The sequence below is a fragment of the Bradyrhizobium arachidis genome (assembly GCF_015291705.1).
Taxonomy (GTDB): domain Bacteria; phylum Pseudomonadota; class Alphaproteobacteria; order Rhizobiales; family Xanthobacteraceae; genus Bradyrhizobium; species Bradyrhizobium arachidis.
This window is the reverse complement of the sequence record NZ_CP030050.1, coordinates 459,889-485,184: the sequence shown is the minus strand read 5'-3', so window position 1 is coordinate 485,184 and position 25,296 is coordinate 459,889. Positions and strand designations below refer to the sequence as shown.

Annotated in this window: 23 protein-coding genes; 9 read left to right on the top strand and 14 right to left on the bottom strand. The window is 64.9% G+C overall.

Going from position 1 to position 25,296, the window contains the following annotated elements:
* Nucleotides 1-32: 32 nt before the first annotated feature.
* Nucleotides 33-2,837, bottom strand: a complete 2,805-nt coding sequence (locus WN72_RS02310) for a hybrid sensor histidine kinase/response regulator (RefSeq protein ID WP_194482975.1) — start codon at nt 2,835-2,837, stop codon at nt 33-35.
* 708 nt (nt 2,838-3,545) lie between these two features.
* Between WN72_RS02310 and WN72_RS02305 the strand changes: the two genes are divergently transcribed.
* The 4 genes from WN72_RS02305 (at nt 3,546) to WN72_RS02290 (ending at nt 6,009) form a co-directional block, all read left to right on the top strand.
* Nucleotides 3,546-4,256, top strand: a complete 711-nt coding sequence (locus tag WN72_RS02305) for a Crp/Fnr family transcriptional regulator (protein ID WP_092217800.1) — start codon at nt 3,546-3,548, stop codon at nt 4,254-4,256.
* A 178-nt stretch (nt 4,257-4,434) separates the two neighbouring features.
* Nucleotides 4,435-5,133 carry a Crp/Fnr family transcriptional regulator gene (locus tag WN72_RS02300; RefSeq protein ID WP_194482974.1) on the top strand — a complete coding sequence of 233 codons (699 nt, stop codon included), beginning with the start codon at nt 4,435-4,437 and terminating at the stop codon, nt 5,131-5,133.
* A gap of 151 nt (nt 5,134-5,284) precedes the next feature.
* Nucleotides 5,285-5,662: an Hpt domain-containing protein gene (locus WN72_RS02295; protein WP_027561922.1), complete on the top strand. Its 378-nt coding sequence runs from the start codon at nt 5,285-5,287 to the stop codon at nt 5,660-5,662.
* Nucleotides 5,663-5,760: 98 nt separating this feature from the next.
* A complete protein-coding gene (locus WN72_RS02290) occupies nt 5,761-6,009 on the top strand; it encodes a hypothetical protein (RefSeq protein ID WP_027561921.1) in 249 nt (82 codons plus the stop codon).
* Nucleotides 6,010-6,058: 49 nt separating this feature from the next.
* On the opposite strand, the gene WN72_RS02285 is transcribed toward WN72_RS02290, so the two are convergent.
* Entirely contained in the window at nt 6,059-6,682 is a 624-nt protein-coding gene (locus WN72_RS02285; protein ID WP_027561920.1) for a helix-turn-helix domain-containing protein, read from the bottom strand.
* A gap of 343 nt (nt 6,683-7,025) precedes the next feature.
* Between WN72_RS02285 and WN72_RS02280 the strand changes: the two genes are divergently transcribed.
* From WN72_RS02280 to WN72_RS02270, 3 genes are all read left to right on the top strand, one after another.
* A complete protein-coding gene (locus WN72_RS02280; protein ID WP_092217802.1) occupies nt 7,026-8,189 on the top strand; it encodes a hypothetical protein in 1,164 nt (387 codons plus the stop codon).
* Between the two features lie 381 nt (nt 8,190-8,570).
* Nucleotides 8,571-8,996, top strand: a complete 426-nt coding sequence (locus WN72_RS02275) for a hypothetical protein (RefSeq protein WP_027561918.1) — start codon at nt 8,571-8,573, stop codon at nt 8,994-8,996.
* Between the two features lie 283 nt (nt 8,997-9,279).
* On the top strand, nt 9,280-10,494 hold the full coding sequence (locus tag WN72_RS02270) for an EAL domain-containing response regulator (RefSeq protein ID WP_027561917.1): 1,215 nt from the start codon (nt 9,280-9,282) through the stop codon (nt 10,492-10,494).
* Nucleotides 10,495-10,633: 139 nt separating this feature from the next.
* Here the strand turns inward: WN72_RS02270 and WN72_RS02265 are convergent, their stop codons facing one another.
* The 4 genes from WN72_RS02265 to WN72_RS02250 all read right to left on the bottom strand — a co-directional run bounded on the left by WN72_RS02265 (nt 10,634) and on the right by WN72_RS02250 (nt 13,991).
* Nucleotides 10,634-10,918, bottom strand: a complete 285-nt coding sequence (locus tag WN72_RS02265; RefSeq protein ID WP_035730514.1) for a hypothetical protein — start codon at nt 10,916-10,918, stop codon at nt 10,634-10,636.
* Nucleotides 10,919-10,951: 33 nt separating this feature from the next.
* Entirely contained in the window at nt 10,952-11,323 is a 372-nt protein-coding gene (locus WN72_RS02260; RefSeq protein WP_084334622.1) for a hypothetical protein, read from the bottom strand.
* Between the two features lie 77 nt (nt 11,324-11,400).
* Nucleotides 11,401-12,840: a DUF1254 domain-containing protein gene (locus WN72_RS02255; RefSeq protein WP_092217804.1), complete on the bottom strand. Its 1,440-nt coding sequence runs from the start codon at nt 12,838-12,840 to the stop codon at nt 11,401-11,403.
* A gap of 290 nt (nt 12,841-13,130) precedes the next feature.
* Nucleotides 13,131-13,991 (bottom strand): DMT family transporter, encoded by an 861-nt coding sequence (locus WN72_RS02250; RefSeq protein ID WP_027561915.1) that lies wholly within the window; start codon nt 13,989-13,991, stop codon nt 13,131-13,133.
* A gap of 107 nt (nt 13,992-14,098) precedes the next feature.
* Here WN72_RS02250 and WN72_RS02245 point away from each other — a divergent pair, with 107 nt between their 5' ends.
* The gene (locus WN72_RS02245; RefSeq protein WP_167381002.1) at nt 14,099-15,517 is read left to right on the top strand and encodes an aminotransferase-like domain-containing protein; all 1,419 of its coding nucleotides are present in this window, start codon (nt 14,099-14,101) and stop codon (nt 15,515-15,517) included.
* 30 nt (nt 15,518-15,547) lie between these two features.
* On the opposite strand, the gene WN72_RS02240 is transcribed toward WN72_RS02245, so the two are convergent.
* Both WN72_RS02240 and WN72_RS02235 read right to left on the bottom strand, forming a co-directional pair.
* Complete coding sequence (locus tag WN72_RS02240) at nt 15,548-16,528, bottom strand: Bug family tripartite tricarboxylate transporter substrate binding protein (RefSeq protein ID WP_092217805.1); 981 nt, start codon at nt 16,526-16,528, stop codon at nt 15,548-15,550.
* Nucleotides 16,529-16,552: 24 nt separating this feature from the next.
* A complete protein-coding gene (locus WN72_RS02235) occupies nt 16,553-18,193 on the bottom strand; it encodes an FAD-dependent oxidoreductase (protein ID WP_092217806.1) in 1,641 nt (546 codons plus the stop codon).
* Between the two features lie 109 nt (nt 18,194-18,302).
* On the opposite strand from WN72_RS02235, the gene WN72_RS02230 reads away from it, so the two are divergent.
* Complete coding sequence (locus WN72_RS02230) at nt 18,303-19,196, top strand: LysR family transcriptional regulator (protein ID WP_092217807.1); 894 nt, start codon at nt 18,303-18,305, stop codon at nt 19,194-19,196.
* A gap of 24 nt (nt 19,197-19,220) precedes the next feature.
* On the opposite strand, the gene WN72_RS02225 is transcribed toward WN72_RS02230, so the two are convergent.
* From WN72_RS02225 to leuC, 6 genes are read right to left on the bottom strand one after another with little or no spacing between them, the layout of a single operon-like run.
* Entirely contained in the window at nt 19,221-20,096 is an 876-nt protein-coding gene (locus tag WN72_RS02225) for an ABC transporter permease (protein ID WP_027561910.1), read from the bottom strand.
* Entirely contained in the window at nt 20,093-20,878 is a 786-nt protein-coding gene (locus WN72_RS02220) for an ABC transporter ATP-binding protein (RefSeq protein WP_092217860.1), read from the bottom strand. The genes WN72_RS02225 and WN72_RS02220 overlap by 4 nt, the downstream gene beginning before the upstream one ends.
* Nucleotides 20,879-20,922: 44 nt before the next feature.
* Nucleotides 20,923-21,972, bottom strand: a complete 1,050-nt coding sequence (locus WN72_RS02215) for an ABC transporter substrate-binding protein (protein ID WP_167381003.1) — start codon at nt 21,970-21,972, stop codon at nt 20,923-20,925.
* The gene (gene leuB / locus WN72_RS02210; RefSeq protein ID WP_167381004.1) at nt 21,972-23,111 is read right to left on the bottom strand and encodes a 3-isopropylmalate dehydrogenase; all 1,140 of its coding nucleotides are present in this window, start codon (nt 23,109-23,111) and stop codon (nt 21,972-21,974) included. The genes WN72_RS02215 and leuB overlap by 1 nt, the downstream gene beginning before the upstream one ends.
* Nucleotides 23,108-23,743, bottom strand: coding sequence for a 3-isopropylmalate dehydratase small subunit (leuD, locus tag WN72_RS02205; protein ID WP_092217810.1), 636 nt, complete (start codon nt 23,741-23,743; stop codon nt 23,108-23,110). Before leuD ends, leuB begins: the two co-directional genes overlap by 4 nt.
* Complete coding sequence (gene leuC / locus WN72_RS02200; RefSeq protein ID WP_092217811.1) at nt 23,744-25,153, bottom strand: 3-isopropylmalate dehydratase large subunit; 1,410 nt, start codon at nt 25,151-25,153, stop codon at nt 23,744-23,746.
* Between the last annotated feature and the right edge of the window lie 143 nt (nt 25,154-25,296).

Below are 25,296 nucleotides of genomic sequence, written 5' to 3'. Positions count from 1 at the left end.
AAAACCGCTTCACACTTTTCCGGATCATGCTCTTAGGCCGCGGCCCGGCTCAGCTCGGAGGCGCCGGCCGCGCCCGCGGTCTGCTCCTTCAGCGCCGCGATCAGGCCGGGACGGTCGAACTTGGCGACATAGTCGTGGAAGCCGGCCTGCCGGCCGCGCTCGATTGCCGCCGGCGACACCAGCGCCGACAGGCCGATGATCGGCGTCGCCGCGAGGTTGTTGTCGGAGCGGATCACTTCCGCGAACTCGAACCCGTTCATGTCGGGCATCTCGATGTCGGTCAGGATCACGTCGAAGCTTTGCGCGCGCAGAGCGGCGAGGCCCTCCTGCGCGGTCGGCGCGGTGCGGACGCGGTAGCCCGCGGCCTTGAGCACCGGAGCCAGCATGTTGCGGAAGAAGGCGGAGTCGTCGACCAGCAGCACCGACTGCGAATGCATCGACGGCTTCATCTCCTTGCGGGTGAACCAGTCGGCGAACGCCATCGGCAGGAAATGGCCGACGTCGATCACTTCGGTGGCCTGGCCCTTGATCACGGCCGAGCCGAGAATGCCGGAGGAGGAGCCGCCGACCTCGATGTTGAGCCGTTCCTCGACGATGTCGATGATCTCGTCGACGACGAGGCCCATGGAGCGGCCGTCATCGGCGAACACCAGGATCGGCTGGGCGCCCTGGCTGGCGATGGTGACGCTCTCCATGGCGACCAGCGGCATCAGCTGCTCGCGGTACTGCACCATGTAGCGGCCGTTCGAGAACTCGATCTTGTCGGCCGGCAGCTCTTCCAGGCGCGTGACGAGCCCGAGCGGGACCGCCTTGGGCTGGGACGAGCCGGCGCGGAAGACGAGGAGCGAAGTGGTCTGCTCGCCCGAGCCGATGTGGTGCGCGCCGTTCTCGTCGGCCATGTCATGGGCCGAGGAGCCAGCGGCGGCGCCGAGCGCTTTCGCAATGCCGTTGGGGTCGATGATCATGATGACGGCGCCATCGCCCAGGATGGTGTTGCCGGAGAACATGTCGATGTGACGGAGCTTCGTCGACATCGGCTTCACGACAATTTCTTCGGTATGGAACACGCCGTCGACGACGATGCCAAACGTCTGGCTGCCGACCTGAGTGACCACGATGAAGCCGTTCTCGGGATCGGAGGCCGCGCCGTCGTCGATCTTGAGCAGCTTCTTCAGGTGGATCAGCGGCAGCAGCTTGTTGCGCAACCTGAGGACCGCGGTGTCCTTGATGCGCTCGATGCGGTGCTCGGAGTTGGCGCGGGCGCGCACCAGCTCGACCACCGAGAGCTGCGGGATGGCAAAGCGGTCACCGGCGGCTTCGACGATCAGCGCAGAGACGATGGCGAGGGTCAGCGGGATCTTGATGGTGACGGAGGAGCCTTCACCGGCCACCGACTTGATGTCGATGGTGCCGCCGATCTGGTCGATATTGGTGCGCACCACGTCCATGCCGACGCCGCGGCCCGAGACCGAGGTGATGGCAGCCGCGGTCGAGAAGCCGGGCGCGAAGATGAACTTGTGGATCTGGGCTTCGCTCATCTTCTCGAGCTCGGCCTCGGTGACGAGACCGGAGGAGAGCGCCTTGGCCTTGATCTTCTCGGTGTTGAGGCCGCGGCCATTGTCGGCGATGCAGATGATGATGTGGCCGCCTTCGTGATAGGCGGACAGCCTGATAGTGCCCTGCTCGCCCTTGCCGGAGGCGAGACGCTCGGCGGGGGTCTCCAGGCCATGATCGGCGGAGTTGCGCACCATGTGGGTGAGCGGGTCCTTGATCAGGTCGAGCACCTGGCGGTCGAGCTCGGTGTCGGCGCCGTGCATCTCCAGCTCGATCTGCTTGCCGAGTTCGCTGGAGAGGTCGCGGACGATGCGGGGCAGCTTCTGCCAGGCATTGCCGATCGGCTGCATGCGCGTCTTCATGACGCCCTCCTGCAGCTCGGCGGTGACGTTGGAGAGGCGCTGCAGCGGCACCTTGAACTCGGTGTCCTCGTTGCGCCTTGAGATCTCCAGCAGCTGGTTGCGGGTCAAGACCAGCTCGGAGACCATGGTCATCAGGTGCTCCAGCGTGTCCACGTTGACGCGGATCGACTGGTTGGCGATGCGGTCGCCCTCGCCGGCACTCTCGTCGGCCATCGACTTCTTCGGCGCGGCCTTCTCCTTGGCGGGCTTTGCAGTTTCCTTGGCTTCCTTCGCTGCGGGAGCGGGAGCTTCGGCAGCCGGCGCAGGTGCGGGCTCGGCCTTGGCAACGGGCGCGGGGGCTGGGGCTTCGATCGCGGTCTCGCGGAAGGCGCGCTCGAGCTCGTCGAGCGAGACCTCGCCCGGACGCAGCGGGCGCTCCAGGGTCTGGTCGATCAGCGTGCCCGTGGTCATCTCTTTTGCAGGAGCGGGTGCAGCGGCGGGCGCTTCCGGCACCAGCGGTGGGGCTTCAGCAACGGGAGCGGCAGCACCTGCCGCCATTGCGGCCATGCCCTGCTCGACCATCGCTTCCAGCTTGTCGATGAGATCGCGGTCGTTGCCCTCCGGCTCGGCCTCGGTTGCCTCGAGGCCGGCCAGAATCTCCTTGATGCGGTCGATCGAGGACAGGATCACGGTCACGGCCTGGCCGGTCACCGGCATGCCGTCGCGGAATTTGCCCATCAGGGTCTCGCCGGCATGGGCCAGCGCTTCGAGCCGCGGCAGGCCAAGGAAGCCGCAGGTGCCCTTGATGGTGTGGACGAGGCGGAAGATGTTATCCAGAATCTTGGCGTTGTTCGGCTCCTGCTCGAACTTCACCAGCTGATTGTCGACGGTGTCCAGGCTCTCGCTGGTCTCCGTCAAAAACTCCCGCAACAGATCATCCATGAGCTACGCCTTACTGACCTGGACCTGCACCTGGACGCCCGAGCCGTCGCGCCTGGCAATCGACGGAAGTCCGCTTCTGGATCGTTAGACATCCCCTTTCACGGTCCCGTTAATTTCAGCCTCCGTCCTAATACGGATATTGAAGAGAAGTTTGCCGTTCGGCCGGATGCGAAAACGTTTTTCGACAAAACCGGCGCCGCGCTGCGGCGGCAAAGCGCGTGAGGTAAACGCAATGACAATGGCGGGCTGAGCCGCGCGAGAAAGCCGTGCCTCTGAAGGGCGATACGCGTGAGGCGCGCGACACCGGATCGCGCGGCCCGCAAGCGGCAGCGCTCTCGCGGCCATCGGTTCCCCGCTTGCCTGGATTTGCGAAGTTCGCGTTTGCGGTAAACGGACGGTTACCCCGCGGCCGCGGCGCCCATTCCCGCGCTAACCCAGCCGCGCGCCGTGGCAACGCCGCCGCCGGGCAGTAATCCCGGCGCATGAAAGCCCCTTGCCGCTTTTTCCTGCGATGGCTGCAGGAAGCGGTGCGCAAGACCCTTGAGCGAATCAGCGCCCGTTCTTGTTTCGCCGCGAATGCGGCAGGCTGTCTGCCCCTAACGGCGATATGGACGATACACAACCTTTGCAATAGAATTTATCGCCGTGCAACTGGATGACGAACGTGCGCGGCGCCAATCATCCGTCGCATGTGCCGGATTGACCTGCATGACCGCGAGCAGCCGCCCACCCAATCAATTGCTGGAAAGGCTCGACGCGGCCGATTTCGATCTGCTGCGTCCTCATCTGGCGACGGTGGCAATGGTCAGGGAGTCTGTCTTGGGCGAGGCGGGCGTCGCGCTGAAACACGTCTACTTCCCGCATGACGGTTCCGTCTCCATCACGGTGGGTCTGTCCGAAGGACAGAGGATCGAGGTCGCGATGCTGGGCCGCGACAGCGTCGTCGGCGCCGGCGCGGCGCTGGCCGACGGCATCGCGCCGGCGCACGCGGTGGTCTTATTCCCTGGAACTGCCTCCATGCTGGAGATCGCGGCATTCCGGGCGGTGGCGGCCGCGAGCGCGCCGTTTCGCAGCCTCATGGTCCGCCATGAGCAGGCCATCCTCGCGCACGCCCAGCAATCTTTGCTCTGCAACACGCTCCACCCTGTCGAGGCGCGGCTGGCGCGCTGGCTGTTGCGGGCCCGCGACCTCTCCAACAGCGAGATGCTTCCGCTGACGCAGGAAGCGCTGGCGCACATGATGGGCGTCAGGCGCAACGCCATTTCGCTGGTCGCACATGCGCTCCAGCAGGCCGGCATCATCCACTACACCCGCGGCCAGATCGAAATCGTCGACCTGCAGGCGCTGGAGACGACCTCCTGCGGCTGCTATTCGGCGGTGAAAGCCCAGCATATGCGCCTGGTCGGCGCCCTGCCGTGACGATGGCGCCGGCTGCATGCCGTGATGCACACAGCGTCGCGGCGATCGGCGCGACCGGACGTCTTGTCCCAATTGCCAATATATCCCGACGGGCAGATGATGAAACTACCTGTGCGGGGAGTGATTTCGCTTGCCCCGACTTTGCTGGTGCGGGAGACGGGAGACAGCTTTGGAAACGATGGTGCGCCCATCCAACGGTTTCTTGTCCGCGCTGTCGGCAGACGATTACGAATTGATCCGCCCGCATCTGCGCACCGTGGACCTGCCGCATGACGCGGTGCTGGTCGAGACCGGCGAGACGCTCAGGCACGCCTTCTTCCCGCACCGCGGCGTCATCTCGCTGGTGGTGAAGCTCGCCAAGGGCGAGCATGTGCAGGTCGCCATGATCGGCCGCGACAGCCTGCTCGGGACGCTCTCGACCATGGGCGATGCCTGCGCGCTGAACACCGCCATCGTGCTGGTTCCCGGCGTCGCCTCGGTGATGGATCTCGACCGGTTGCGCGGCGCGGCCGAGCAGAGCAGCAGCCTGCGAACGCTGCTCACGCGCCACGGGCTGGCGGTCTACGCCCAGGTGCAGCAGACCGCGGGCTGCAACGTCGCCCATCCGGTGGAGTCGCGGCTGTCGCGCTGCCTGCTGCACACCCACGATTTGTCGGGCGACTACCGGCTGCTGCTGACCCAGGAGGCGATGGCGCACATGATCGGGGCTCGGCGCAACAGCGTGTCGCTGGTCGCCAACACCCTCCAGCAGGCCAATTTCATTCATTACAGCCGCGGGCACATCCAGATCCTCAATCTGGACGGGCTGCGCCAGACCGCGTGCGAATGCTACGCCACCGTGAAGGCCCAGTACGACCGGCTGCTCGGCCCGCACTGACCGGCGCCCGCGCATGGTAAACCCCAGGCTAACGCCGGCGCGCAAACACGCTCCGTCCTGCTACCGGAACTGAAATGCGAATGCCGTACACACGGGGCTCGCGCCGCACGCGCCGCGCGATCGATGAACCGCAATCAGGACAGGCAAAGCCATGTTTGAAGTGACCGTCGCGCCTGTTCGGAAAGCGGTCGATGCCGAGCCCGCGCGCGAGCCAGGAGCGTATGAGGCGCTGGTGGCGGAGATCGGCGAGGACGGTGCCCAGGAAGTGCGCACCGTGTTCTGGAGCGAGACCTGCGCACGCCTGCAATCGTTCCGCACGCTCGCGCTCGCGCAGCAGCACGCCAGGATCGCGCGCGAAGCGCATTCGCTGAAGAGCGCGGCCGGGACGTTCGGCTATATCAGGCTCGCGGCGCTGGCGCTGCGACTGGAGAAAACGGCGGAGACGCTTGAGGAGAGCGAATTCCACGATCTGCTGGACCGGATGGATGCCGCCTTTGACGCGGCGCGCGCGCAGGAGACGCAGAGGTAGAAAACTGCGTGCAAAGCCCGCCGTACTTCTACGGTTTGGGATTTTTAGAGATGGCTAATCATAGGTGGTGATAGTCGCCGAAAACCAGGAGGGTTTCCATGTTCACCTATGAGACCGCGGACCAGAAAGAGGTCCGTCGCTTCCGCATCGCGCAGTTCAACGGCCGCATGGCGACGGTGAAGTCTGGCGAGGCGACGGTGACTGGTTTCGTCCGTTCGGTGCTGGAGCAGGAATCGAGCATGCCGCCGCGCTGGACCATCACGATCATCCCCAACGCGCCGAAGGAAGAGCCCAAGCCGCTGCGGTCCGGCTCGCGCGCGCGTCCCTTCGCGGAAGACTATTTCTGAGCGCGGTCGGGATTTCCGGCCTGTCTCAGGCCCGGGCAATACAAGGATCTCAATCGATCGAATGCAGCAGCGCCGCACGGACGAGGTCCGCGGTGTTGCGCGCGCCGAGCTTGCGCATCGCCTCGGCGCGATGGCTCTCGAACGTGCGCGGGCTGATCTGCATCCGCAGCGCGCCCTGCTTGTTCGAATAGCCCTCGCTGATCAGCCGCAGAACTTCGCGCTCGCGCTTGGTCAGCCGCTTCTGACCGGACAGGCCGATAAGCTCGGCGCTGGGCAGGCGCTGCGGCTGCGCGGCGCGGGCGGGCTTCAATTCGGCGTCTTCGGTGCTGGAAGGGGCCGGCAGGACGCCCTTGTGAGGACCGGCAAGCTGCTTGACGAGGCCGCAAACGCGCTCGGTCTGCGCCAGCGCATTCTCCACCACCCGCTGCAAATAGGCGCGGTCGCTGGTGACAGGCGCGAGCTGATCGCTGTGATGCTTGATCTCGCCCATGTAGAGCAGCAGCGCAGTCAGGGGCCCGTTGAGCTCGCGGGCGATGGCGGCGGCCATTTCGTCGGCGGCCTTGGCCCGAGCCGCGTGCAGGCGGACGAAATCGAGCTCATCAGTTGGAGCAGCGCCGCTCTCATACCATTCCGACGGCCGCGAATCAGTGGCCGTATCATTCTGTGACCCCATGTGATCCGTTTACCGGAACCCACCCCGGTCTGTGGTTAACTTTTTGCTCCGTAAGACTACGGTGATTTTGACCGTTTTGTGCTGAAATGTCGACATCGGCACAATTTGTGCTTGCGGGTCGCCGCTGCTCACCGCGCCAGAGTTGAGATTTCCGGTCAAAGCCCGAACCGGCGCGCGGCAACCGCCTTAACCACGGCGTCCCGGCCGGACCGCGCGGCTCCTGGTTTTTACGGATTAATTAACAATGACTTGCTTCTCTTGGCAGGATTGAGAGCGCGCAAATGCCTCCCCGCCTCGGGCCTGTAGGGTTCTTGCGGGAAACGCTGCGAAAGAATTGCGTGCCATGAACGAGATCAATCGGCTGTCCGAGTTCTTGCAGAGGCTGACGCCGCTGTCGCGCAGCTGCCTGCTCAGCGAGCTCGAGCGGCTCGAGCTCTGCGGCATCGACATGCCGGGCTCGGCCGAGATCCAGGCGCGCCTGCGCGCCGAGTTTCGCAAGGACGGATCCAACCAGGCGCGCGCCACCAGCCCGTCGCGTTATTTCTTCGCGCCGCTCGAGCTGCTGCTGATCGACGGCGCGCCCGAGCATGCCAATATCGGGCGGATCTCGCGCAACACCCTCACCCCGATCTGGGAGTGGATTTGCCGCGACCTGCTGCCGACCATGGCGCGCGACTACATCAAGGCGATCAACGACCAGGTCGCCGCCAACAACCCGAAGGAAGTGCTGAAGACCGCCTCGATCTTCCAGACAAAGGTCATCAAGGTGCTCGAGAACACGCTGGCTTCAGCCGAGAGCACCGAGTTCGCGCGCGGCAAGCTCGCGCAGTACACCGCCTCGCGCGCCGCCTTCGACGACGTAAGAAAGATGCAGCATGTGCTGCGCGCCGGCGACGCGCTGCCGAAGTTCAACGAGAAGCTGCCCGAGAAGATCGCGAAATTCGACGATGGCCAGGTCGCGCAGATCACCGCGCAGCTCGACGCCTTCAAGAAGGCCCATCCCGAAGCGCTGCCCTACGCACTGACGCTGGTGGCACGGCGCCTGAAGACGTCCTGGCAATTGGTGCGCCTCGCCACCAAGGCGGCCGCCAGCAAGAGCGCCGCCGACGTCGCCGCGACGCCCTATGCTTGCGTTGTGCCGATGGTGCTCGACAGGCTCGACGACAAGCGCCTCGCCCTACGGGTCGCGCTCCGGCACAACCGCGTGCTGGTCGCGCGCGACCTGCTTGCTGAGATCTACGACACCGAACATGCGCTCAAGATCCGCATCGACGGCATCGAGGCCAGCGAATGGGGCGTCCGCCTTCAGCAATTGATGGACGCGATCGCGGCACTGGTATCCGCCGAGGTGAGCCGCTTCCCCTCCAATGTCGGTCACATCCTCGGCTCACGACGGCTACGCAGCCACGACACACTCGGCGGCAAGCTCTCCTATCTGGCCTGGAAGGGACGCGACGCCGTGCAGGACGGCGCGGCGGCGTTTCGCAAATTGATCGGGCAGACCTAGAGCATGATCCGGAAAAGTGTGCAGCGGTTTTCCGACGAGATCATGCTCAAACGATAAGGCGCGCAGCTAACGCGGCAGGCACAGGAAGCGATCCATAAATCGCCCTGACAGCACGAATCTGAACCACCAATAGACCATTCGCCGCATCGACATAGCTGTAATCCTCGACAGCCCACCACCGGCTGTGCGGAGCAATAGCGCAGGTGCAGCAAGGCGCATGTGAGGTATTTCACACTTCGGCCGTCGCGGCCGGACGCATTGTCGCAGAACTGTCACGAGCGCAGACGGAACATGCGCGCATCGCGCGAAAATGAGTTCGTCGCTCACGGCCGCTGCAACTATCCTCCGATGCTCCGCAGAAGCATTGAGAAGGAGGTCGCGATGAGACCGGCTCGATTGACATTGACGATGGTGGCGCTGCTCACGGGCGCGCTGGCGCTCACATCGGCGACGACGGCGCAGACGTCGCCGCCGCAGGGCAATGCGGCGCCGACCGCGGACAACGCTGTGCTGCTCACCGTCTTCTTCAAACACGACCAGTCCCGCCCGCTGAACGAGCTGAACGCACAGCTCGAGAAGCAAGGCTACTACAAATCCTTCCCGCCGCCCGGCGTCGAAGTCGTGAGCTGGTACGTGATGATGGGGATCGGCCAGGTGATCACGCTGCGCCTGCCGGCCTCGCGCTTACGCGAGGTCAATCGCGTCATCGAGGACACCGCGTGGGGTCCCTACCGCACCGAGTTCTATCCGACCTACGATTACAAGGCGGTCGGGATGGCGCAACACGACAAGGCCACAAGCAATTGAGGCGTCCATTATTCAATTGGGCGAAACGCAAACGGCTTCGTCCTATTGCAGGACACCGATGCTTCCTGCGCACGGACCGCGACGCGCGGGAATCTTCGGCGATGACGGTGTCACGCAACCGTCACGCACGCTCAGACGTAAAAACTTCTCTAGCGACATCCGTACAATTTTAGACGTGCTGAGCGCTTTAACGTTACCCAGATAATTCAACAATCGGCTGAAGCTCTCCATATTTGAAACTGCTCCCATCGCTAACACCGGTCGCGGAACGGGAGTGGTTGCGATGAACGATGAACTTGTAGAGCTCGCCGGACGAAGGCCCAAAACCTTCGGGCGGCGAAAAATGATGCCGCGCGCATGCGTCGCCGACAGCAAGCGCCATCTGCGCGCTTTCCTCGCCGAGGTGCTGGAGGATCTCGGCTTCGTCACCAGCGAATGCGCCAACGCCGAAGAGCTGCAAGCCGTGCTGACCGCCGACTTGCCGGACCTGATCCTGCTCGGCATCGCCGCCGACGGCATCGAGCCCGGGAAATTCCTGGAGACGCTGGTGCGCGAGGCCTTCGACGGCAAGGTTCTTGCCGTGGGCGCCCGCGAGTCGATCATCGTCAAGGCGGTGCAGCAGGTCGGCGAGGAATATGGCCTTGCGATGCTGCCGCCGCTGACGACGCCCTTTGCCGCGGAGACGCTGCGCGAGCGCATCGCGATGCTGCTGCCGGAGGAGCCGGCGCCGAGCCCGGCCGTATATGTCGGCGAGGCCCTGCATGCCGGCTGGCTCGAGCTCTGGTACCAGCCCAAGATCGACGCGCGCACGCTGATCCGCAGCGGCGCCGAGGCACTGGTGCGGATGCGGCATCCAACCTGGGGCGTCGTACCGCCCGCCTATTTCATTCCCGAGCCCCACGATCCGCATCTGCGCGACCTGTCGGAATTCGTGATCGAGCGCGCCGTGCAGGACTGGCACTATCTGCTGGAGCAGCAGAGCCCGGTCGATCTCTCGATCAACCTGCCGGCATCATATCTGAAGGAGCCGCAAGCCGCGCGCGACCTCTGCCGTCGCATGCCGACGCATCCGGCCTTCGGCGGATTGACGATCGAGATCGACAGCGAGGAAGCGATCCGCGACCTCGATCTTCTCGCCGAGGTCGCGCGCGAGGTGCGCCTGCACAATATCGGCCTGTCGATCGACAATCTCGGCGCCAACTGGCCGTCGCTGATGGACCTCGACAAGATTCCCTTCATCAAGCTGAAGGCCGACCGGCACTTCGTCACCGGCAGCGGCAATGATCGCCTCAAGCGCACGGTGTGCCGCCACATCGTCGAGCTCGCGCACGGCTACGGCGCGGGCACCATCGCCGAAGGCGTCGAGAGCCGCGCCGACCTCGTCGCCGCGAACGAGCTCGGCTTCGACCACGTGCAGGGCTACCTGTTCGGCAAGCCGATGCCGCTGAAGAAGTTTGCGCGGAGCGCGCTGACGCGGACCGTGATGGGCGGGGAGTGAGGCTATCGCCTCATTCAAACCGCCGCGCGACGCAGAGGGCGGCGCGCGCGGTCGCGGCGATCAACTCCCAAGGACAGCTCGGCTGGTTGTTTGAGCCTGATCTTTCGGAAGACCGCTGCACACTTTTCCGGATCAAGCCCTAGCGGCAGACCCAGACGCCATTGACCAGCACGCGGGCACAAGCTGGCGCCGCGACAGCGGCTCCCGCGGCCGCTGCGCCCACCGCTGCTCCACCGACGACGGCACGGCGCGTCGTTCGACGCGCGACGCCGGCGACACTCGCTGGAGTCGCCGGTCGCCCGACGCGGGCCTCTGCGCTCTGGATCGAGAATGAAAGGCCACCGTCTTCCGACCACTGCACCGCGCCCATGGCTGCGCAGACGATAATGGCACCGGCCAACCAGAAATGAGTTCCGTGTCGCATGACGCCCTCCTTCGCTTCAGGTTTCTGACAGAGCTATTTCGCATTTCGGTTCTTGCTTGCGCCCTTGAGAGGCGCCGAGGGCCGCGGGTTCGCCGATTCAGCAGCCTGAATACAAGACAGAAGATCAACGTAGCTTTGAGCGTAGGGGACTGAAGTTGCCTCGGCTTCGCAGCGATCCCGGACAGGACCGGCATTTGCGGTCCAGAGGGCGCTCAGCTGTTGCTGCGCGTCTGTTTCATCGCTCATGCATTCCTGGAGGCTCTGACCCAGAACGACTCCATTTGCCTTGTCATCAGCCACCGTCGCCTTGCACAGCACCTCCACATTCAAATGGGGGACGCGGTCAGAAACAGGCGTGACCGGTTGGCCTGCGAGAAGTGCCGCCGACAAAAGCGCAACCTTCATCCTGAGCTCCTCAGGTTCTGCCAGACCTTAAGCTGGAGCTGCTGCCGGCGTGGCTCCGCCCTGCTGGCCCCTTGCGATCAGCTGCTCGCAACCCTCCTGACGGCCGGCGGAGACCAGCTGCCGTTGATGATCGAAGGCGCCTTCTCGTTCGGCCAATACATCCGCAGCATCAGCACGAACTTGCCGGCGGGTGCGGGCAGCCAGTTCGATTCCTTGTCCGCTCCAGGCGAGTCCTTCTGGATATAGAGGTCGATCGTTCCGTCCGGATTCGGCTTGAGATTCTGACGAGCACTGATCGAATAGCGGTTGATCGGATTGGCGACGAAGAAGTACTTCTCGTCGTACATCGTCAGGGACCAGAAGCCACCGACAGGAGGAAGCTGCCCCTTCGGGAAGCGCATCACATACTTGTTGCTGCCGACGTAATCCTTGCTATCGACGTCCTTCTGCGACGTCGGATAGCAGGCATCCTGGATCCGGTTGGCACCGAGCCCGATGGCTGTGACCAGGGCGCGATTGAGGTAGTCGGTGCCGTAGACGCCGGTCTCCGTGTCGAATGCCCAGCCGTTCGTGTTCCTGATGGCCTTGTTGACCTTGAACTGGATCATGATGCGGTCGAAACCGACTTGCGGGATGCGCTTCGCAAAATCGGCGTCGAGTTTGCTGGCGTCAAAATCCTTGCCCGGAACGAGACCGATCTTCGCGAATTTGGCCAGCTCAGGAGCGTCGGCGGCCGCCGGCGGATTCCGTTTCATCAGTTGAGCCAGAAGGCTGAAATAGGCCACGGCGTCCATACGATTGACCTGCTCGCGCACCGCGGTGGTCATGTCGATCGCCGAATCGACCTTGCCAGCTGGAGGCGTGTAGGATTTCCCGTAGGCGCTCAGGGGGAAGAGCTTGCACTCATCCTGGGCGGCGTGCACCGCCGCGTAGTCCTCAGGTGTGCCGGTACAGTAGATGCGACCCAGAATCCATACGATGCTCGTGGGCGACTTGTATTCCTTCACGCCGGCAGGCAGCTTGCCTTTCCACCCCGGGCCTGTGATCGCATAAGTCTGCGCCCTGGTACCCGTCGTGCGCTTGCCCGGGACCTGGAATACGTTTGTCCAGCCATCAAGCATTGGAAACAGAAAATAGCGGTCCTTCATGTCGGGAATCCCGACGACCCAGGGCTCGTCTCCCACGTCGATCCACGCACTGGTGTAGAGCGTATCCGCGTTCGGAGCCGTCACATCCCTGAAGCTTGCGTCGGGATAGGTCCGCAGCTTGATGAATTGCCCCATAGGCCCGCGCGTGCCCTCGACGGAGGCCACATTGGTCATGACCCGTCGCGTTACCTCCATTGTCACGAGTGGATAGCCGAAGACGTAGGCATCAGTGGCAAGCCAGAAATCTTCGCCACCTTCGACCGCGCTCAACAAAGGACCGTCGTAATCCGCTCGGCCGACCGAGAGTGCAAGTGCCGAGATCGCGCTTCCCAAACTGCCAGACAAGAGATTCCGACGAGTCATGTTCATGACGCTACTCCCAAACCTGGTCTGATCTCGAAAGCTCAAACTGACCATGGACACCCCCGCAGCGATAGGCGGATTTCTGTCAGTCGAGCGAGGATGCCGATCACAGCCCCATCAGCAAACCTGCAGGGTGTTACCGGCCATGTGCTGTTACGTCATTGCGAAGAAGGCACGCGATGCATCGGGGAGGTCACTCTCCTCGTGCAATGAGATATCGCGCGCTGGCACGGACGTTGATCTAGATCAACGTTGGTGCTCGCACATGCCTGGTCCGAAATTGCGCCGTATCGAGCTCACGCGTACCGCCGTGCGAAGAACACGCAGGCGACCACGAGCGCGGTCGCGGCGATCATGCTCCAGGCGACCGGCTCGTGCAGCAGCAGACCCGCGAGCGCGAGGCCGAAGAACGGCTGGAGCTGCTGCAACTGACCGACGCGCGCGATACCGCCGATCGCAAGGCCCCGGTACCAGAAGATGAAGCCGACGAACATGCTGAAGACCGAGACATAGGCGAGCCCGATCCAGGCCGGCGCACCGACGCCGCTCCACGTCGGCGGCCATGCCCAGATCGCGACCGGCAGCATCAGCGGCAACGCAAGCAGCAGTGCCCAGGAGATCACCTGCCAGCCGCCGAGGCGGCGCGACAGCGCGGCGCCTTCCGCATAGCCGAGGCCGCACAGCACGATCGCGGCGACCATCAAGAGATCGCCGATGAGCGAAGCCGAGCCGTCGCTGGACATGGCAAAGCCCGCCACCGTCGCGCTGCCGAGCACGGCGAACAGCCAGAACAGCGGCTGCGGCCGCTCGCCGCCGCGCAGCACGGCGAAGATGGCAGTCGACAGCGGAAGGAGACCGATGAAGACGATCGAATGTGCCGAGGTGATGTGCTGGAGCGCGAGTGCGGTCAGAAGGGGGAAGCCGACCACGACACCGATGGAGACGATCGCGAGCGAGGCGAGATCCTTGCGCTCCGGCCGCGCCTGACGAAGCAGGAAGAGCACGGCCGCACCGATCAGCGCGGCAATGATCGCGCGCGCGGAGGTCAGGAACAGCGCGGAGAAGCCGCCGACCGCGACGCGCGTCGCCGGCAGCGAGCCGCTGAAGATGATGACGCCGACAATTCCGCTGCCCCAGCCACTGCCCGCAGATTGCATTTTCGTCTCGCTTGTTGGGTCGCCATCCTCGGCGTTCTGCGCTGGCGAGACCAGCGACAATCCAGTACAATCTGGCAAAACTGTATGGATATGGAAGGCAATACACCTTGGACGGCACGGCGCAGACGAAGGGACGCGGCGGAACGCGCACCCTTGATGTGATGAGCGCGATCCGCGCCAAGGTCGCGGGCCGCGCGCTCAGTGCCGGCGATCGCCTGCCCTCGATCCGCAGCCTTGCCGCGACGATGAGCGTCTCGCCGTCCACAGTGGTCGAAGCCTATGACCGGCTCGCCGCCGAAGGCCTGATCCGCGCCCGCCGCGGCTCGGGCTTTTACGTTTCGCCGACGGCTGCGCCGCCGCTGGCACTTGCCGAGGCCGAGCCGCGCCGCGACCGCGAGGTCGACCCGTTCTGGGTCTCCAGGCAATCGCTCGATACCGACACGGCCGTGCCCAAACCCGGCTGCGGCTGGTTGCCGCCGGACTGGATGCCCGAAGAAGCCCTGCGCCGCGCCACCCGCGCACTGGCGCGGACCGAGGCGAGCGTGCTGACCAATTATGGCTCGACGTCCGGCTCGCTCACGCTGCGCCGTCTGCTGCTCGCGCGCCTCGCCGAAGACGGGATCGAAGCCGCGATCAACCAGCTGATGCTGACGGGCTCGGGCACGCAGGCGACCGACCTGATCTGCCGCTTCCTGCTGCGGCCCGGCGACACCGTGCTGGTCGACGATCCCTGCTACTTCAATTTTCGCGCGCTGCTGCGCGCGCATCAGGTCAGGATCGTCAGCGTGTCCTACACGCCGTCGGGCCCTGACATCGCGCGCTTCGAGCAGATCCTCGGCAGTGAGAAGCCGCGGCTCTACATCACCAATTCAGCGCTGCACAACCCGACCGGCGCGACGATCTCGCTCCAGAGCGCGCACCGGCTCCTGACCGCGGCCGCGAGCCACGACCTCACCATCATCGAGGACGACATCTTCGGCGACTTCGAGCCGGAGCGCTCGCCGCGCCTGGCCGCGCTGGATGGCTTGAACCGCGTGATCCGCATCGGCAGCTTTTCCAAGACGCTGTCGGCCTCGGTGCGCTGCGGCTACATCGCCGCGCGGCCCGACTGGATCGAGCATCTCGTCGATCTCCAGGTCGCAACCAGCTTTGGCGGCCCGAGCCCGGTCGCGTCCGAGATCATCGCGAATGTCCTGGCCGGCGGCAGCTATCGCAAGCACATGGACGAGCTCCGGCAAAGGCTCACGCGCACGCGCCGCGACATCGCGCGAAAGCTTCAGGCCCTTAGCATCGAGCCCTGGCTGATGCCGCGCGGCGGCTTCTTCCTGTGGTGCCGCCTCGCGGGCGGGCAGGATGCCACGCAGGTCGCCCGCGCGGCGCTGAATGAGGATGTCGTGCTCGCGCCCGGCAACGTCTTCAGCGTGTCGCAGACCTCGCAAAACTTCATGCGGTTCAACGTGACGCACATGAACGAGCCGCGGATCTGGGACGTGCTGCGGCGCGCGTTGATGGCGGCGCCGGCATGATGGCCGACGAGAAGGCGCCGCGGACGACATTCAGTTCGCCTTGATGCCGGCCTCGCTGATCAGCTTGCCCCATTTCGTGCTTTCATTCTCGATGAAGCGGCCAAACTGCTCCGGCGAAGTCGGCGCGGGCTCTGCGCCGAGGGTCCGGATCTTCTCGGCGACCGACGGGTCCTTCAGCGCCTTCACGAAAGCTTCGTTCAGCTTGCGGACGATGTCGGGCGGAGTGCCGGCCGGTGCAACGAGCCCGAACCAGCCTACGGATTCGAAACCTGCGATGCCGCTCTCGGCCAGCGTCGGCACATCGGGCAGAGATGACAGACGGCGCGCCGAGGACACGCCGATCGCGTTGAGCTTGCCTTCGAGGATCAGCTGCTTCGATGCGGGAATATCCAGCACCGCGAAGGGGACGTGGCCGGCGAGGACATCGACCGTCGCCGGCGCGGTCCCGCGATACGGCACCAGCTCCATCGCGATGCCGGTCTTCTGCGTGAACAGCGCCGCCGTCAGGTGCATCGCCGTCGAATTGCCGCCATGTCCGATCGAGAGCGCGCCCGGCTTTGCCTTGGCGAGCGCGATCGTCTCCGCCGCCGAATGCGCCGGCACGTTGGCGGACGCAACGAGCACGAAGGGGATTTCCGCAAGCAGCGTGATGGGCGCGAGCTGCTTCGGATCGAACGGCATCGACGGATTGAGGTGCGGGTTCACCGTCAGCGCGCCTGCCGGCGCGACGCCGAGCGTGTAGCCGTCCGGCGCGGCCTGTGCGACCGCGGCCATGCCGATGTTGCCTCCGGCGCCAGCGCGGTTCTCGATCACCAGCCCTTGCTTGAGCTCGGCGGTGACCACCGGCTCGAGCGCACGGATGACAGTGTCGGCGCTGCCGCCGGGCGGGAAGGTCACGATGATCTTGATCAATTGCTCCGGATAGGCCGCCTCGCTGGCCTCAAACGGCAGCACGGCGAAAGTCGCGGCGGTCAGCATGGCCAGGATGCGGCGCCTTGCAACGTGATACACGTTCCCCTCCTCGATGCGTTCTCGTTACGCCGCCGCGGCGGTGATGCGCGCCAGCAAGCCCGATGGATTTTCCGGCGCGAGCTGTCCGCGCCAGGCGATGTGCTGGTCGGGCCGCACCAGCACCAGTTTTTCAGCATAGGCGCCGTTCGCCTCATCAGGCGCAATGTCGACCAGCGCGAGCGGCATGCCGCGCTCCGCCGCGGCGGATTTCAGCGGAGCCACGTCGATCGCCGGGTCGAGCCGCAACAAGGTGTAGCCCGGCCCGAATGCGTCGTAGAGCGACCGCCCATCGCGCAGGAACAGATGCGGCGCGCGGGCGCCCGGCACTGTGGAGGGCGTAAAACTGCCCATCGCGTAAGGAGGCGGGGTCTCGCCGTCATAGGCGATGATCGGCGAGGCATCGTAGTAGTAGCCGAAGTTCAATCCTGCACAGCAATATTGCTGAACGTTGAGATCATAGGCCGCCCTCGCCAGCGCCGCGCGCGCCGCGTGGCCGCGCGGGGTGTCGTCCTCGATCTCCATTGAGACGCCGCCGCGCTGCGCCATCATCTTCATCGCGTGATCCATCGCAAAGCGCGAGACCTGCTCGGTGATGGGCTGACGCTCCGCCTCATAGGCATCGAGGATCGCGGCCGGCGCCCAGCCGTTGAGATGCGCCGCCAATTGCCAGCAGAGATCGACGGCGTCCGCAATGCCCGCATTCATGCCGTAGCCGGCATAGGGCATCCACAGATGCGCAGCGTCGCCGCAGATGAACACCCGGCGATCGCGGAAGCGATCGGCCACGAGGCGGCGTCCGACCCAGTCCTCCTTGCTGAGGATTTTGTACTCGAAGCGCTCGTCCACACCGAGAATGGCGCGGATCGACCAGTCGCGATCGACAGAATCGAATTCAGGCTCGTCGGGCCTCAGATGGTTGTGGATCAGCCAGCGGTCGTGGCCGTCGATCGCAACCGTCGTGCCTGAGCGCCGTGGGTTGAGCGAGAGCACCATCCAGGCCGGCTTGTGCGCGCCCATCAGCTCCTTCAGTTGCGGTGCCTCGATGAAGGTCGATTGCACGCGCTGGATCACCGGCGTGCCGGACAGGCTCGCACCGATCGATTTGCGGACGAGGGAACGGCTGCCATCGCAGCCGATCACGAAGCTGGCTTCGATGCGAAGTGTCTCTCCGCTGTCGAGATTGCGCGCCTGCGCGACGACATGGTCGGCATCCTGTTCGATGTCGGTGATCTCGGTGCGGGCCAGAATGGTGATGCGCGGCTGTGCGGCGGCATGGCCGAACAGGATCGGCTCGAGATAGAGCTGGTTGATCCGGTGCGGCGGCTCGGGCGTCGGCCACCAGGTGTCGGGGCCGCCGGTGGCGCTGTAACGGCGCGCGCGCGAGGGAATGTCGATGCGGCAGAGTTCGATGCCGGTCGCCGTGGTCCGGTACGAGCAATCGTTCGGGAAGTCGGCGGGAAGCCCGGCGTCGCGCAGCTTGGCGGCGACGCCCAGCCGGCGGAAGATCTCCATCGAGCGCGCCGAGACGTGATTGCATTTGACGCTGGGCGGATCGCCGGCATGGCGGATCTCCGCGACGATAACGTCGATCCCGCGCGAGGCCAGGTCCATCGCCGCGGTCAATCCCACGGGCCCGGCGCCCACGACCAGCACCTGTGTCCTCATGCTCGTTTCCTCTTGCCCAGCGGATTCACCGTCCGCACAGCATGCATTTTATTGCAGGCTCGCTTATAAGATAAGCCAGAAAGAACTCATCAATTCATGAGCTTTGCCTATGAATGTCACCTTGCGCCAATTGCGGGCCTTCACCGGCGTGTACCGCACGCGCAGCATCACCCGGGCCGCCCGCGAGCTCGGGATCACGCAATCGGCGGCGAGCCTTCTGGTCCAGCAGCTCGAGAGCCAGCTCGGCGTCAAGCTGTTCGACCGTTCGACGCGCTCGGTGCAGCCGACGCTGGCCGCAGATGAGGCGTTCCTCGCCGCCGAACGCATGCTGAGCGATGCGCAGGGCCTGTCGCGGCGCATGCGGGACCTCGCGCAGGCGCGCGCCGGCCGCGTCGCGTTCCTCGCCTCCGCCGGCGCCGCCTCGGCGCTGCTGCCTCAGGTGCTGGCGAAATTCCGCGCAGCCCATCCCGACATCGAGATCGACATGCGAGATGTCGCCGCCGACGATCTCGTTCCGCGCCTGACCGCGACCGATGCGGAATTCGCGATCGGCAGCGTCGAAGGCGAATTCGCCGACATGACGATCGAGACGCTGACAAGCGGGCGCCTCAGCGCGATCGGCCGCCGCTCCGCCGACTTTGCCGCGCGGCGTTCCCTCACATGGGATGAGCTGGCGCAGATGCCGACGATCGCGATGCGCCGCGAGACGCGGATCCGCATCCAGATCGACCACGCGCTCGGCGCGCAGGGCAAGCACCTCGATCCGACCTATGAAGTGACACTGATCAACACCGCGCTCGCCATGACCGCTCAGGGGCTGGGACTTGCGATCCTTCCCGCGACCATGCTGCCGGCCGACCAGTTTCCGACACTGATCGCGCGGCCGCTGGTGCGCCCGGCCATCACGCGTCCGGTGTCACTGCTCCAGCGGCAGGGCCGGACCCTCTCGCCGGCGGCACAGGCGTTTGTCGCGACCGCGCGGACGGTGTTGGCGAGACCGTGACAAGGACTTGCCGCCGCGGTCCGGCTATTCGGCGAGATTGTGCTGCTGCCAGCGCAGCAGGTAGGCCTGCAATCGCCAGATCAGCGCGGACAGCGCAACGCCGACCAGCATCAGCACGACGACGGCGACCATCATTCCCGAGGCCTCTGCACGCGCCTCGGACTCGATGATCAGGCGCCCGATTCCCCGTTCCGCGCCGATGAACTCGCCGACGATCACCCCGATCAGGGCGAAGGAGATCGCCGGCGTCAGTGAGGCGAACACCCAGGCCATGGTCGAGGGGATGACCACCGTGCGGGTGATCTGCCACTCGCTGGCGCCAAGCAGCCGCGCTGCATTGATGAAGCCTTCATCGATCGAGCGGGCGCCTTCGAACGTGTTGAAGAACACGAGGAAGACGACCACGATCCACGACGTCACGACCTTCGAGGTATCGCCGATGCCGAAGGCCAGCACGATGATCGGCGCCAGCGCGATGCGCGGGATCGAATTCACCGCCGTGATGAACGGCTGGAAAATCGCGCTCAGCCGGTCCGAGCGACCCAGCACGAGGCCTGCGGCAAAGCCGCTGCTGACGCCGGTCACGAAGCCGAAGAAGGTGTTCTTCAGCGTCACGGCGGTCGCGATCCAGAGATTGTTCTCGGATCGCGCCATGCAGCGGGCGAATTCGCCATTGAACCAGCCGTTGAAGACACCGAGCTTGGACTTGAGACAGCTCAGGATCAGGAAATGCTCGAATATCTCTGAAGGCTTGGAGATGAAATAGGGATCGAGCAGATCCGGCACCAGCCAGGGAAGGCGGCCGTGCAGGTCGTAGCCCCATTGCCAGATCGACAGCAGCGCGACGCAGATCAGCGCCTGCCATGCCAACGTCCTGCCCGCGTGGCGCGATCGTCTCATGGCTTGCGGCCCTTGATGAACTCCTCGCCGAGCGAGTGCCAGATCAGTTGGAACAGCTCGGCATAGCGCGGCGTCTCCCGGATCTTCACCGCGTTGCGCGGACGGGCAAAGTCCACCTCGAAACTCTCCTTGATCCGGCCCGGCCGCGCGGAGAACAGGATGATGCGGTCGGCGAGCGTCAGCGCTTCGCCGAGATCGTGGGTGACGAACAGCACGGTCTGCTGCTCGCGCTCCCAGATGCGAAGCAGCACATCGTGCATGTCGATCTTGGTGTGGGTGTCGAGCGCGCCGAACGGCTCGTCCATCAGCAGCACCTGCGGCTCGACCACCAGCGTTCGCATCAGGGCGGCGCGCTGGCGCATGCCGCCCGACAATGCGGAAGGGTAGGCGTTGCCAAAGCCCTCGAGCCCGGCCTGCTTCAGGCACGCATTGACACGATCCTTCCGCTCCGCCACCGGGACACCCGCGAGCTCGAGGCCGTAGCCGATATTGTCGGCGACGGTGCGCCAGGGAAACAGGGTATCGCGCTGGAACACATAGCCGACATTCGGCGTCGCTCGTCCGTGAATGACGGGCGTTCCGTCGATCAGGATCTGACCGCTGGTCGGCTTGAGCAGCGTCGCGATCATGTTGAGGACGGTACTCTTGCCCGAGCCGGACGGTCCCAGGAGAGCAACGAATTCGCCGCGTCGGACGTTGAAGGAGACGTCGCGCACCGCCTCGATGGACGTGCCCGCCAATTGGAAGGTCTTGCACAATCCGCGCACGTCGATGCGCCGCATGTCTGGCGGCGCATCGAGCTGCGGCGCGTGTAAGGCCTGGACGCTCAAGCCGGATAGGCCTTGCGTGCGGCTTCAATGAAGCTGGTGTTGACGACATCAGCCATCGCGAGCGGCTTGATGCCGGTCATCTCGCGGAACCAGACCTTCTGGCCACGTTCGAAGCTGGCCGCATCGATGATGCAATCGTAGTCGGTGACCTTTTTCATGACCCCGCAGTCGAAAATATTCGCGTCGCGCGACGTGCTCCCGACATAGGGCTCGATCGCGTCATAGATCTCTTCGGGGGAGTGCCCCTTGATCCACTGCGTCGCGCGCCACAGCGCCGTGACGAACGCCTGCATCTTCTGAGGATCCTTGTCGATGCTCGACTGCAGGCAGAAATGCGACGTCACCGGGACCTTGCCGCCGATATATTTGGTCCAAACCGCCTCGTCCGTTCCGTCGAACAACAATGTGCCCCAGCCCTGCTCGACCGAATCCTTCAGGATCGACGGCGAGTTGATGAGAACGTCGACCTGCTTCGTTTTCAGCGTACCCATCATGGTGTCGACATTGCCGGTGCCGATCCAGGTCACCTTGTCGTCGAGGCCCATGGTTTCCATGTAATAGGAGGCCCAGACGTGGTTGGTGCCGCCCAGCGACGACACCGAGACGATCGGCTTTCGTCCGTCGGGCCGCTTCCACTTCGCCAGCGCGTCGAGCGTGGTGATGCCCTGATCGAACAGATCCTTGCGGATGATGAAGATCGCGGCGTTGCTGCGGGTATCGACCGGCATCAGAACCCGCGCGCTGCGGCCGTGATTGCTGAGCTGCATCGGGTGGGTGATGTCGCCGATGCCGATATCGCCCTGGGACGAGGCGATGATCTCCCGTGTCTTCACGCCGCTGCCGCCCTGGATCAGCTTGCAGTCGAGACCGGCCTCCTTGAAGAAGCCGATCCGGTCGGCGACGAATTGGGATTGATAGACGGGAATGGCCACCGGATAGATCACGCGGCCCGAGGGATTATCCGCCCACGCCCGCCGCGCCGCCATGGAGGCACCTGCGCCGGCGACAATCGTCAGCGCAGACCGTCTGGTGATCCTGGTCCTCATCACGCGTGCTCCCTCTCCTTGCCGGCCACCTTGTCGAGCGCGTTCAGCACCGCATCGCCCATCTCCTGGGTCGAAAGTCTTTTTGTGCCGGGTTCGGCGATATCTGCCGTTCTTGCGCCGGCGGCGAGAGCCGTATCTACGGCCTTCTCCAGCAGCGCGGCATCATCAGGCCGATTGAGGGTGATACGCAACATCATTGCGACGCTGAGGATCGAGCCGAGCGGATTGGCGATGCCCTTGCCCGCAATGTCGGGCGCGCTGCCGTGGACCGGCTCATAGAGCGCCTTGCGGCGGCCCAGCCGGTCCGGCGGCCCGAGCGAGACCGACGGCAGCATGCCGAGCGAGCCCGACGCCATCGCGGCGCAATCGGAGAGAATGTCGCCAAAGATGTTGCAGGTCACCATGACGTCGAACTGCGACGGCGCCCGCACGATCTGCATCGCGGCGTTGTCGACATAGAGATGCGTCAGCTCCACATCGGAAAATTCCGCTTGATGCAGCGCCGTCACCTCCTCGCGCCACAACACGCTGGTCTCGAGCACATTGGCCTTGTCGACGGAGCAGACCCGGCCCTTGCGCGTCCGCGCCAGCTCGAACGCGGTTCGCGCCACCCGGCGGACCTGGCTGGTGGTGTATTGCTGGGTGTTGAAGCCGCGGCGCTGGCCATCGGGCAGCGTTTCGATGCCGCGCGGCTCGCCGAAATAGATGCCGCTGGTGAGCTCGCGGATGATGATGAAGTCGACATCCTTCAGCACCGAAGCTTTGAGCGGCGCGGAATCCGCCAGCGCGGGACTGGCGACGATGGGCCGGAGATTGGCATAGAGGTCGTATTTGCTGCGCAACGACAGCAGGCTTCCCGCCTTGCGCGCCGCGGCAGGGACCTCAGTGGTCTCCGGCCCACCAGTCGCGCCCCAGAGGATCGCGTCGGCCTCCTCCATCGCTTCGGCGGTATCGTCCGGCAATACCTTGCCTGTCGCCAGATAGGGGATGAGACCATATTGCGCTTCGCGCAGCGCCACCGGAATGCCGCGCCGCGCCGAAAACCATTTGAGGATGCGATGCGACTGGTCGGTCACCTCAGGGCCGATGCCTTCGCCGCCGACCACGGCGACCTTGATCATGTTCGAGAGCGTGTTCATGCTTGATATCCTGCAAAGTGAATCCACGGCCGCGCGTCGCGGTCCGATGCCTGGAAAGCGCGAATCTCCTGGTCGCGCCGCAGTGTCAGCGAGATCTCATCTAAGCCTTCGAGCAGACCCGCGCGCCGGCGCGGATCGATCTCGAAGACGTGCCGTGACCCCGACGGCGAGGTGATCGTCTGCTCCACCAGATCGACGCTGAGGCGTCCCGCGCCCTGGCTCGCTTCGATCTCCGCGGCGAGGCTGTCGATGATGGCTTTGTCCAGCACCACCGGCAGGATGCCGTTCTGGAAGCAATTGGCGAAGAAGATGTCGCCGAAGCCGGATCCGATGATGGCGCGGATGCCCATTTCCTGCAGCGACCAAACCGCCGCCTCGCGCGAGGAGCCGCAGCCGAAATTCGGACCCGTGACCAGGATTTCCGCCTGGCGATAAGGCTCGCGATTGAGGATGAACTCCGGATTATCAGAGCCGTCAGGCAGATAGCGGAGCGAGCCGAACGCCCATTTGCCGAGACTGCCGCGAGCGGAATTTCCGATCATGCGGTTGATGCTGATGATGACATCCGTATCGACATTCGTGCGCATGATCGGCGCCGCTGTCGCGGTCAGCTTGGTGAAAGCTTGCGCCATCTATCGCTCCATGGTCCGGACGTCGGCAATGGCGCCGGAGACCGCCGCCGCGACGGCCATGGCCGGGCTCGCCAGATGGGTGCGGGCACGCGGCCCCTGCCGGCCGATGAAGTTCCGGTTCGACGTCGACACCGAGCGCTGACCGGGCGGCACGGTTTCGCCGTTGGCGGCAAGGCACATCGAGCATCCGGGCTCGCGCCATTCGAAGCCGGCGTCGATGAAGACCTTGTCGAGCCCCTCGGCCACCGCATCGCGCTTGACCGTCTCCGAGCCCGGCACGACCCAGGCGCGCACACCGGGCGCAACCTTGCGGCCGCGCGCGACTTCGGCTGCCGCGCGCAGATCGCTGAGTCGGCTGTTGGTGCAGGAGCCGATGAAGACCCAGTCGACCGGCGTGCCGGCGATCGGCGCGCCCGGCGTCAGGCCCATATAGTCGAGCGCGATCTCGATCGCGCCGCGGCGGGCCGGATCAGTGATATCTGCGGGATCCGGGATGCGGCCATCGACACCAAGGACATGCTCCGGACTGGTGCCCCAGGTGATCTGGGGGATGATGGCTCCGACATCGATCGACACCTCGCGATCGAATACGGCGTCGCTGTCGCTCCGAAGCGTCCGCCACGCCGCAACCGCCCGGTCCCACATCTCGCCCTTCGGGGCATAGGGACGGCCGCGGATGTAATCGAACGTTTTGTCGTCCGGGGCGATCAGCCCCATCTTGGCGCCGAGTTCGACCGACAGATTGCAGATGGTGAGCCGCCCTTCGATCGGCATGTCCCTGATCGCACTGCCGGCATATTCGACGGCGTAACCGGTGCCGCCGGCGGCGCCGACATGGCCGATCAGGGCGAGGATGAGATCCTTCGCCGTGACACCGAACGGCAATTTGCCATCGAACGTCACGCGCATGGTTTTGGGCCGGCGCTGGATGATGGTCTGGGTCGCCAGCACGTGGGTGAGCTCGCTGGAGCCGATGCCGAAGGCGAGAGCGCCGAGCCCGCCATGGGTGCAGGTATGGCTGTCGCCGCAGACGATCAGGCAGCCGGGCAGGCTGAGACCGAGCTCCGGCCCGATGACATGGACGATGCCCTGCCCCGGCTGGTCGATGTCGAACAGCTGGATGCCGCTCGCCGATGTCTCGGTCCGCAACGCCGCCAGCAGCTCCCACCCGGTCTTGATGGTGCCGGCCCGCCCGGACGCGGTCGAAATCGCATGATCGGGCGTCGCGAAGGTCAGCTCGGGATTGTGGACTGGAATGTTGCGGCTTTTCAGGTCGATCAGGCCGCGGGAGCCGCCGAGATCGTGCAGCAAATGGCGATCCACATGTAGCAGATCGGTATCATCGCTCAGCCGAGCGACGACATGCTGGTCCCAGATTTTGGCCAGCAGCGTACGACCGTGCGTGTCCACGATCCGTCCTCCCTATCCGGCATCTGATGTGCCGTATTGCTGCCGATCATGCCGACCGGCAGAGATGTTGGGAAGGAGGATAAAAGAGCGTTCCGCAAATGTGCAGTGACGGTTGGGCAGTCGGCCATCGCGGCCGGCGATGG

Excerpts from the sequence above, each read along its gene's own strand:
- leuB (WP_167381004.1), bottom strand. The coding sequence starts at position 23,111 with ATGAACACGCTCTCGAACATGATCAAGGTCGCCGTGGTCGGCGGCGAA.
- WN72_RS02265 (WP_035730514.1), bottom strand. The coding sequence starts at position 10,918 with ATGCGACACGGAACTCATTTCTGGTTGGCCGGTGCCATTATCGTCTGC.
- WN72_RS02225 (WP_027561910.1), bottom strand. The coding sequence starts at position 20,096 with ATGAGACGATCGCGCCACGCGGGCAGGACGTTGGCATGGCAGGCGCTG.
- WN72_RS02260 (WP_084334622.1), bottom strand. The coding sequence starts at position 11,323 with ATGAAGGTTGCGCTTTTGTCGGCGGCACTTCTCGCAGGCCAACCGGTC.
- WN72_RS02280 (WP_092217802.1), top strand. The coding sequence starts at position 7,026 with ATGAACGAGATCAATCGGCTGTCCGAGTTCTTGCAGAGGCTGACGCCG.
- WN72_RS02300 (WP_194482974.1), top strand. The coding sequence starts at position 4,435 with ATGGTGCGCCCATCCAACGGTTTCTTGTCCGCGCTGTCGGCAGACGAT.
- WN72_RS02220 (WP_092217860.1), bottom strand. The coding sequence starts at position 20,878 with ATGCGGCGCATCGACGTGCGCGGATTGTGCAAGACCTTCCAATTGGCG.
- WN72_RS02215 (WP_167381003.1), bottom strand. The coding sequence starts at position 21,972 with ATGAGGACCAGGATCACCAGACGGTCTGCGCTGACGATTGTCGCCGGC.
- leuD (WP_092217810.1), bottom strand. The coding sequence starts at position 23,743 with ATGGCGCAAGCTTTCACCAAGCTGACCGCGACAGCGGCGCCGATCATG.
- WN72_RS02275 (WP_027561918.1), top strand. The coding sequence starts at position 8,571 with ATGAGACCGGCTCGATTGACATTGACGATGGTGGCGCTGCTCACGGGC.
- WN72_RS02310 (WP_194482975.1), bottom strand. The coding sequence starts at position 2,837 with ATGGATGATCTGTTGCGGGAGTTTTTGACGGAGACCAGCGAGAGCCTG.
- WN72_RS02235 (WP_092217806.1), bottom strand. The coding sequence starts at position 18,193 with ATGAGGACACAGGTGCTGGTCGTGGGCGCCGGGCCCGTGGGATTGACC.
- WN72_RS02250 (WP_027561915.1), bottom strand. The coding sequence starts at position 13,991 with ATGCAATCTGCGGGCAGTGGCTGGGGCAGCGGAATTGTCGGCGTCATC.
- WN72_RS02255 (WP_092217804.1), bottom strand. The coding sequence starts at position 12,840 with ATGAACATGACTCGTCGGAATCTCTTGTCTGGCAGTTTGGGAAGCGCG.
- WN72_RS02285 (WP_027561920.1), bottom strand. The coding sequence starts at position 6,682 with ATGGGGTCACAGAATGATACGGCCACTGATTCGCGGCCGTCGGAATGG.
- WN72_RS02230 (WP_092217807.1), top strand. The coding sequence starts at position 18,303 with ATGAATGTCACCTTGCGCCAATTGCGGGCCTTCACCGGCGTGTACCGC.
- WN72_RS02295 (WP_027561922.1), top strand. The coding sequence starts at position 5,285 with ATGTTTGAAGTGACCGTCGCGCCTGTTCGGAAAGCGGTCGATGCCGAG.
- WN72_RS02270 (WP_027561917.1), top strand. The coding sequence starts at position 9,280 with ATGAACGATGAACTTGTAGAGCTCGCCGGACGAAGGCCCAAAACCTTC.
- WN72_RS02305 (WP_092217800.1), top strand. The coding sequence starts at position 3,546 with ATGACCGCGAGCAGCCGCCCACCCAATCAATTGCTGGAAAGGCTCGAC.
- WN72_RS02290 (WP_027561921.1), top strand. The coding sequence starts at position 5,761 with ATGTTCACCTATGAGACCGCGGACCAGAAAGAGGTCCGTCGCTTCCGC.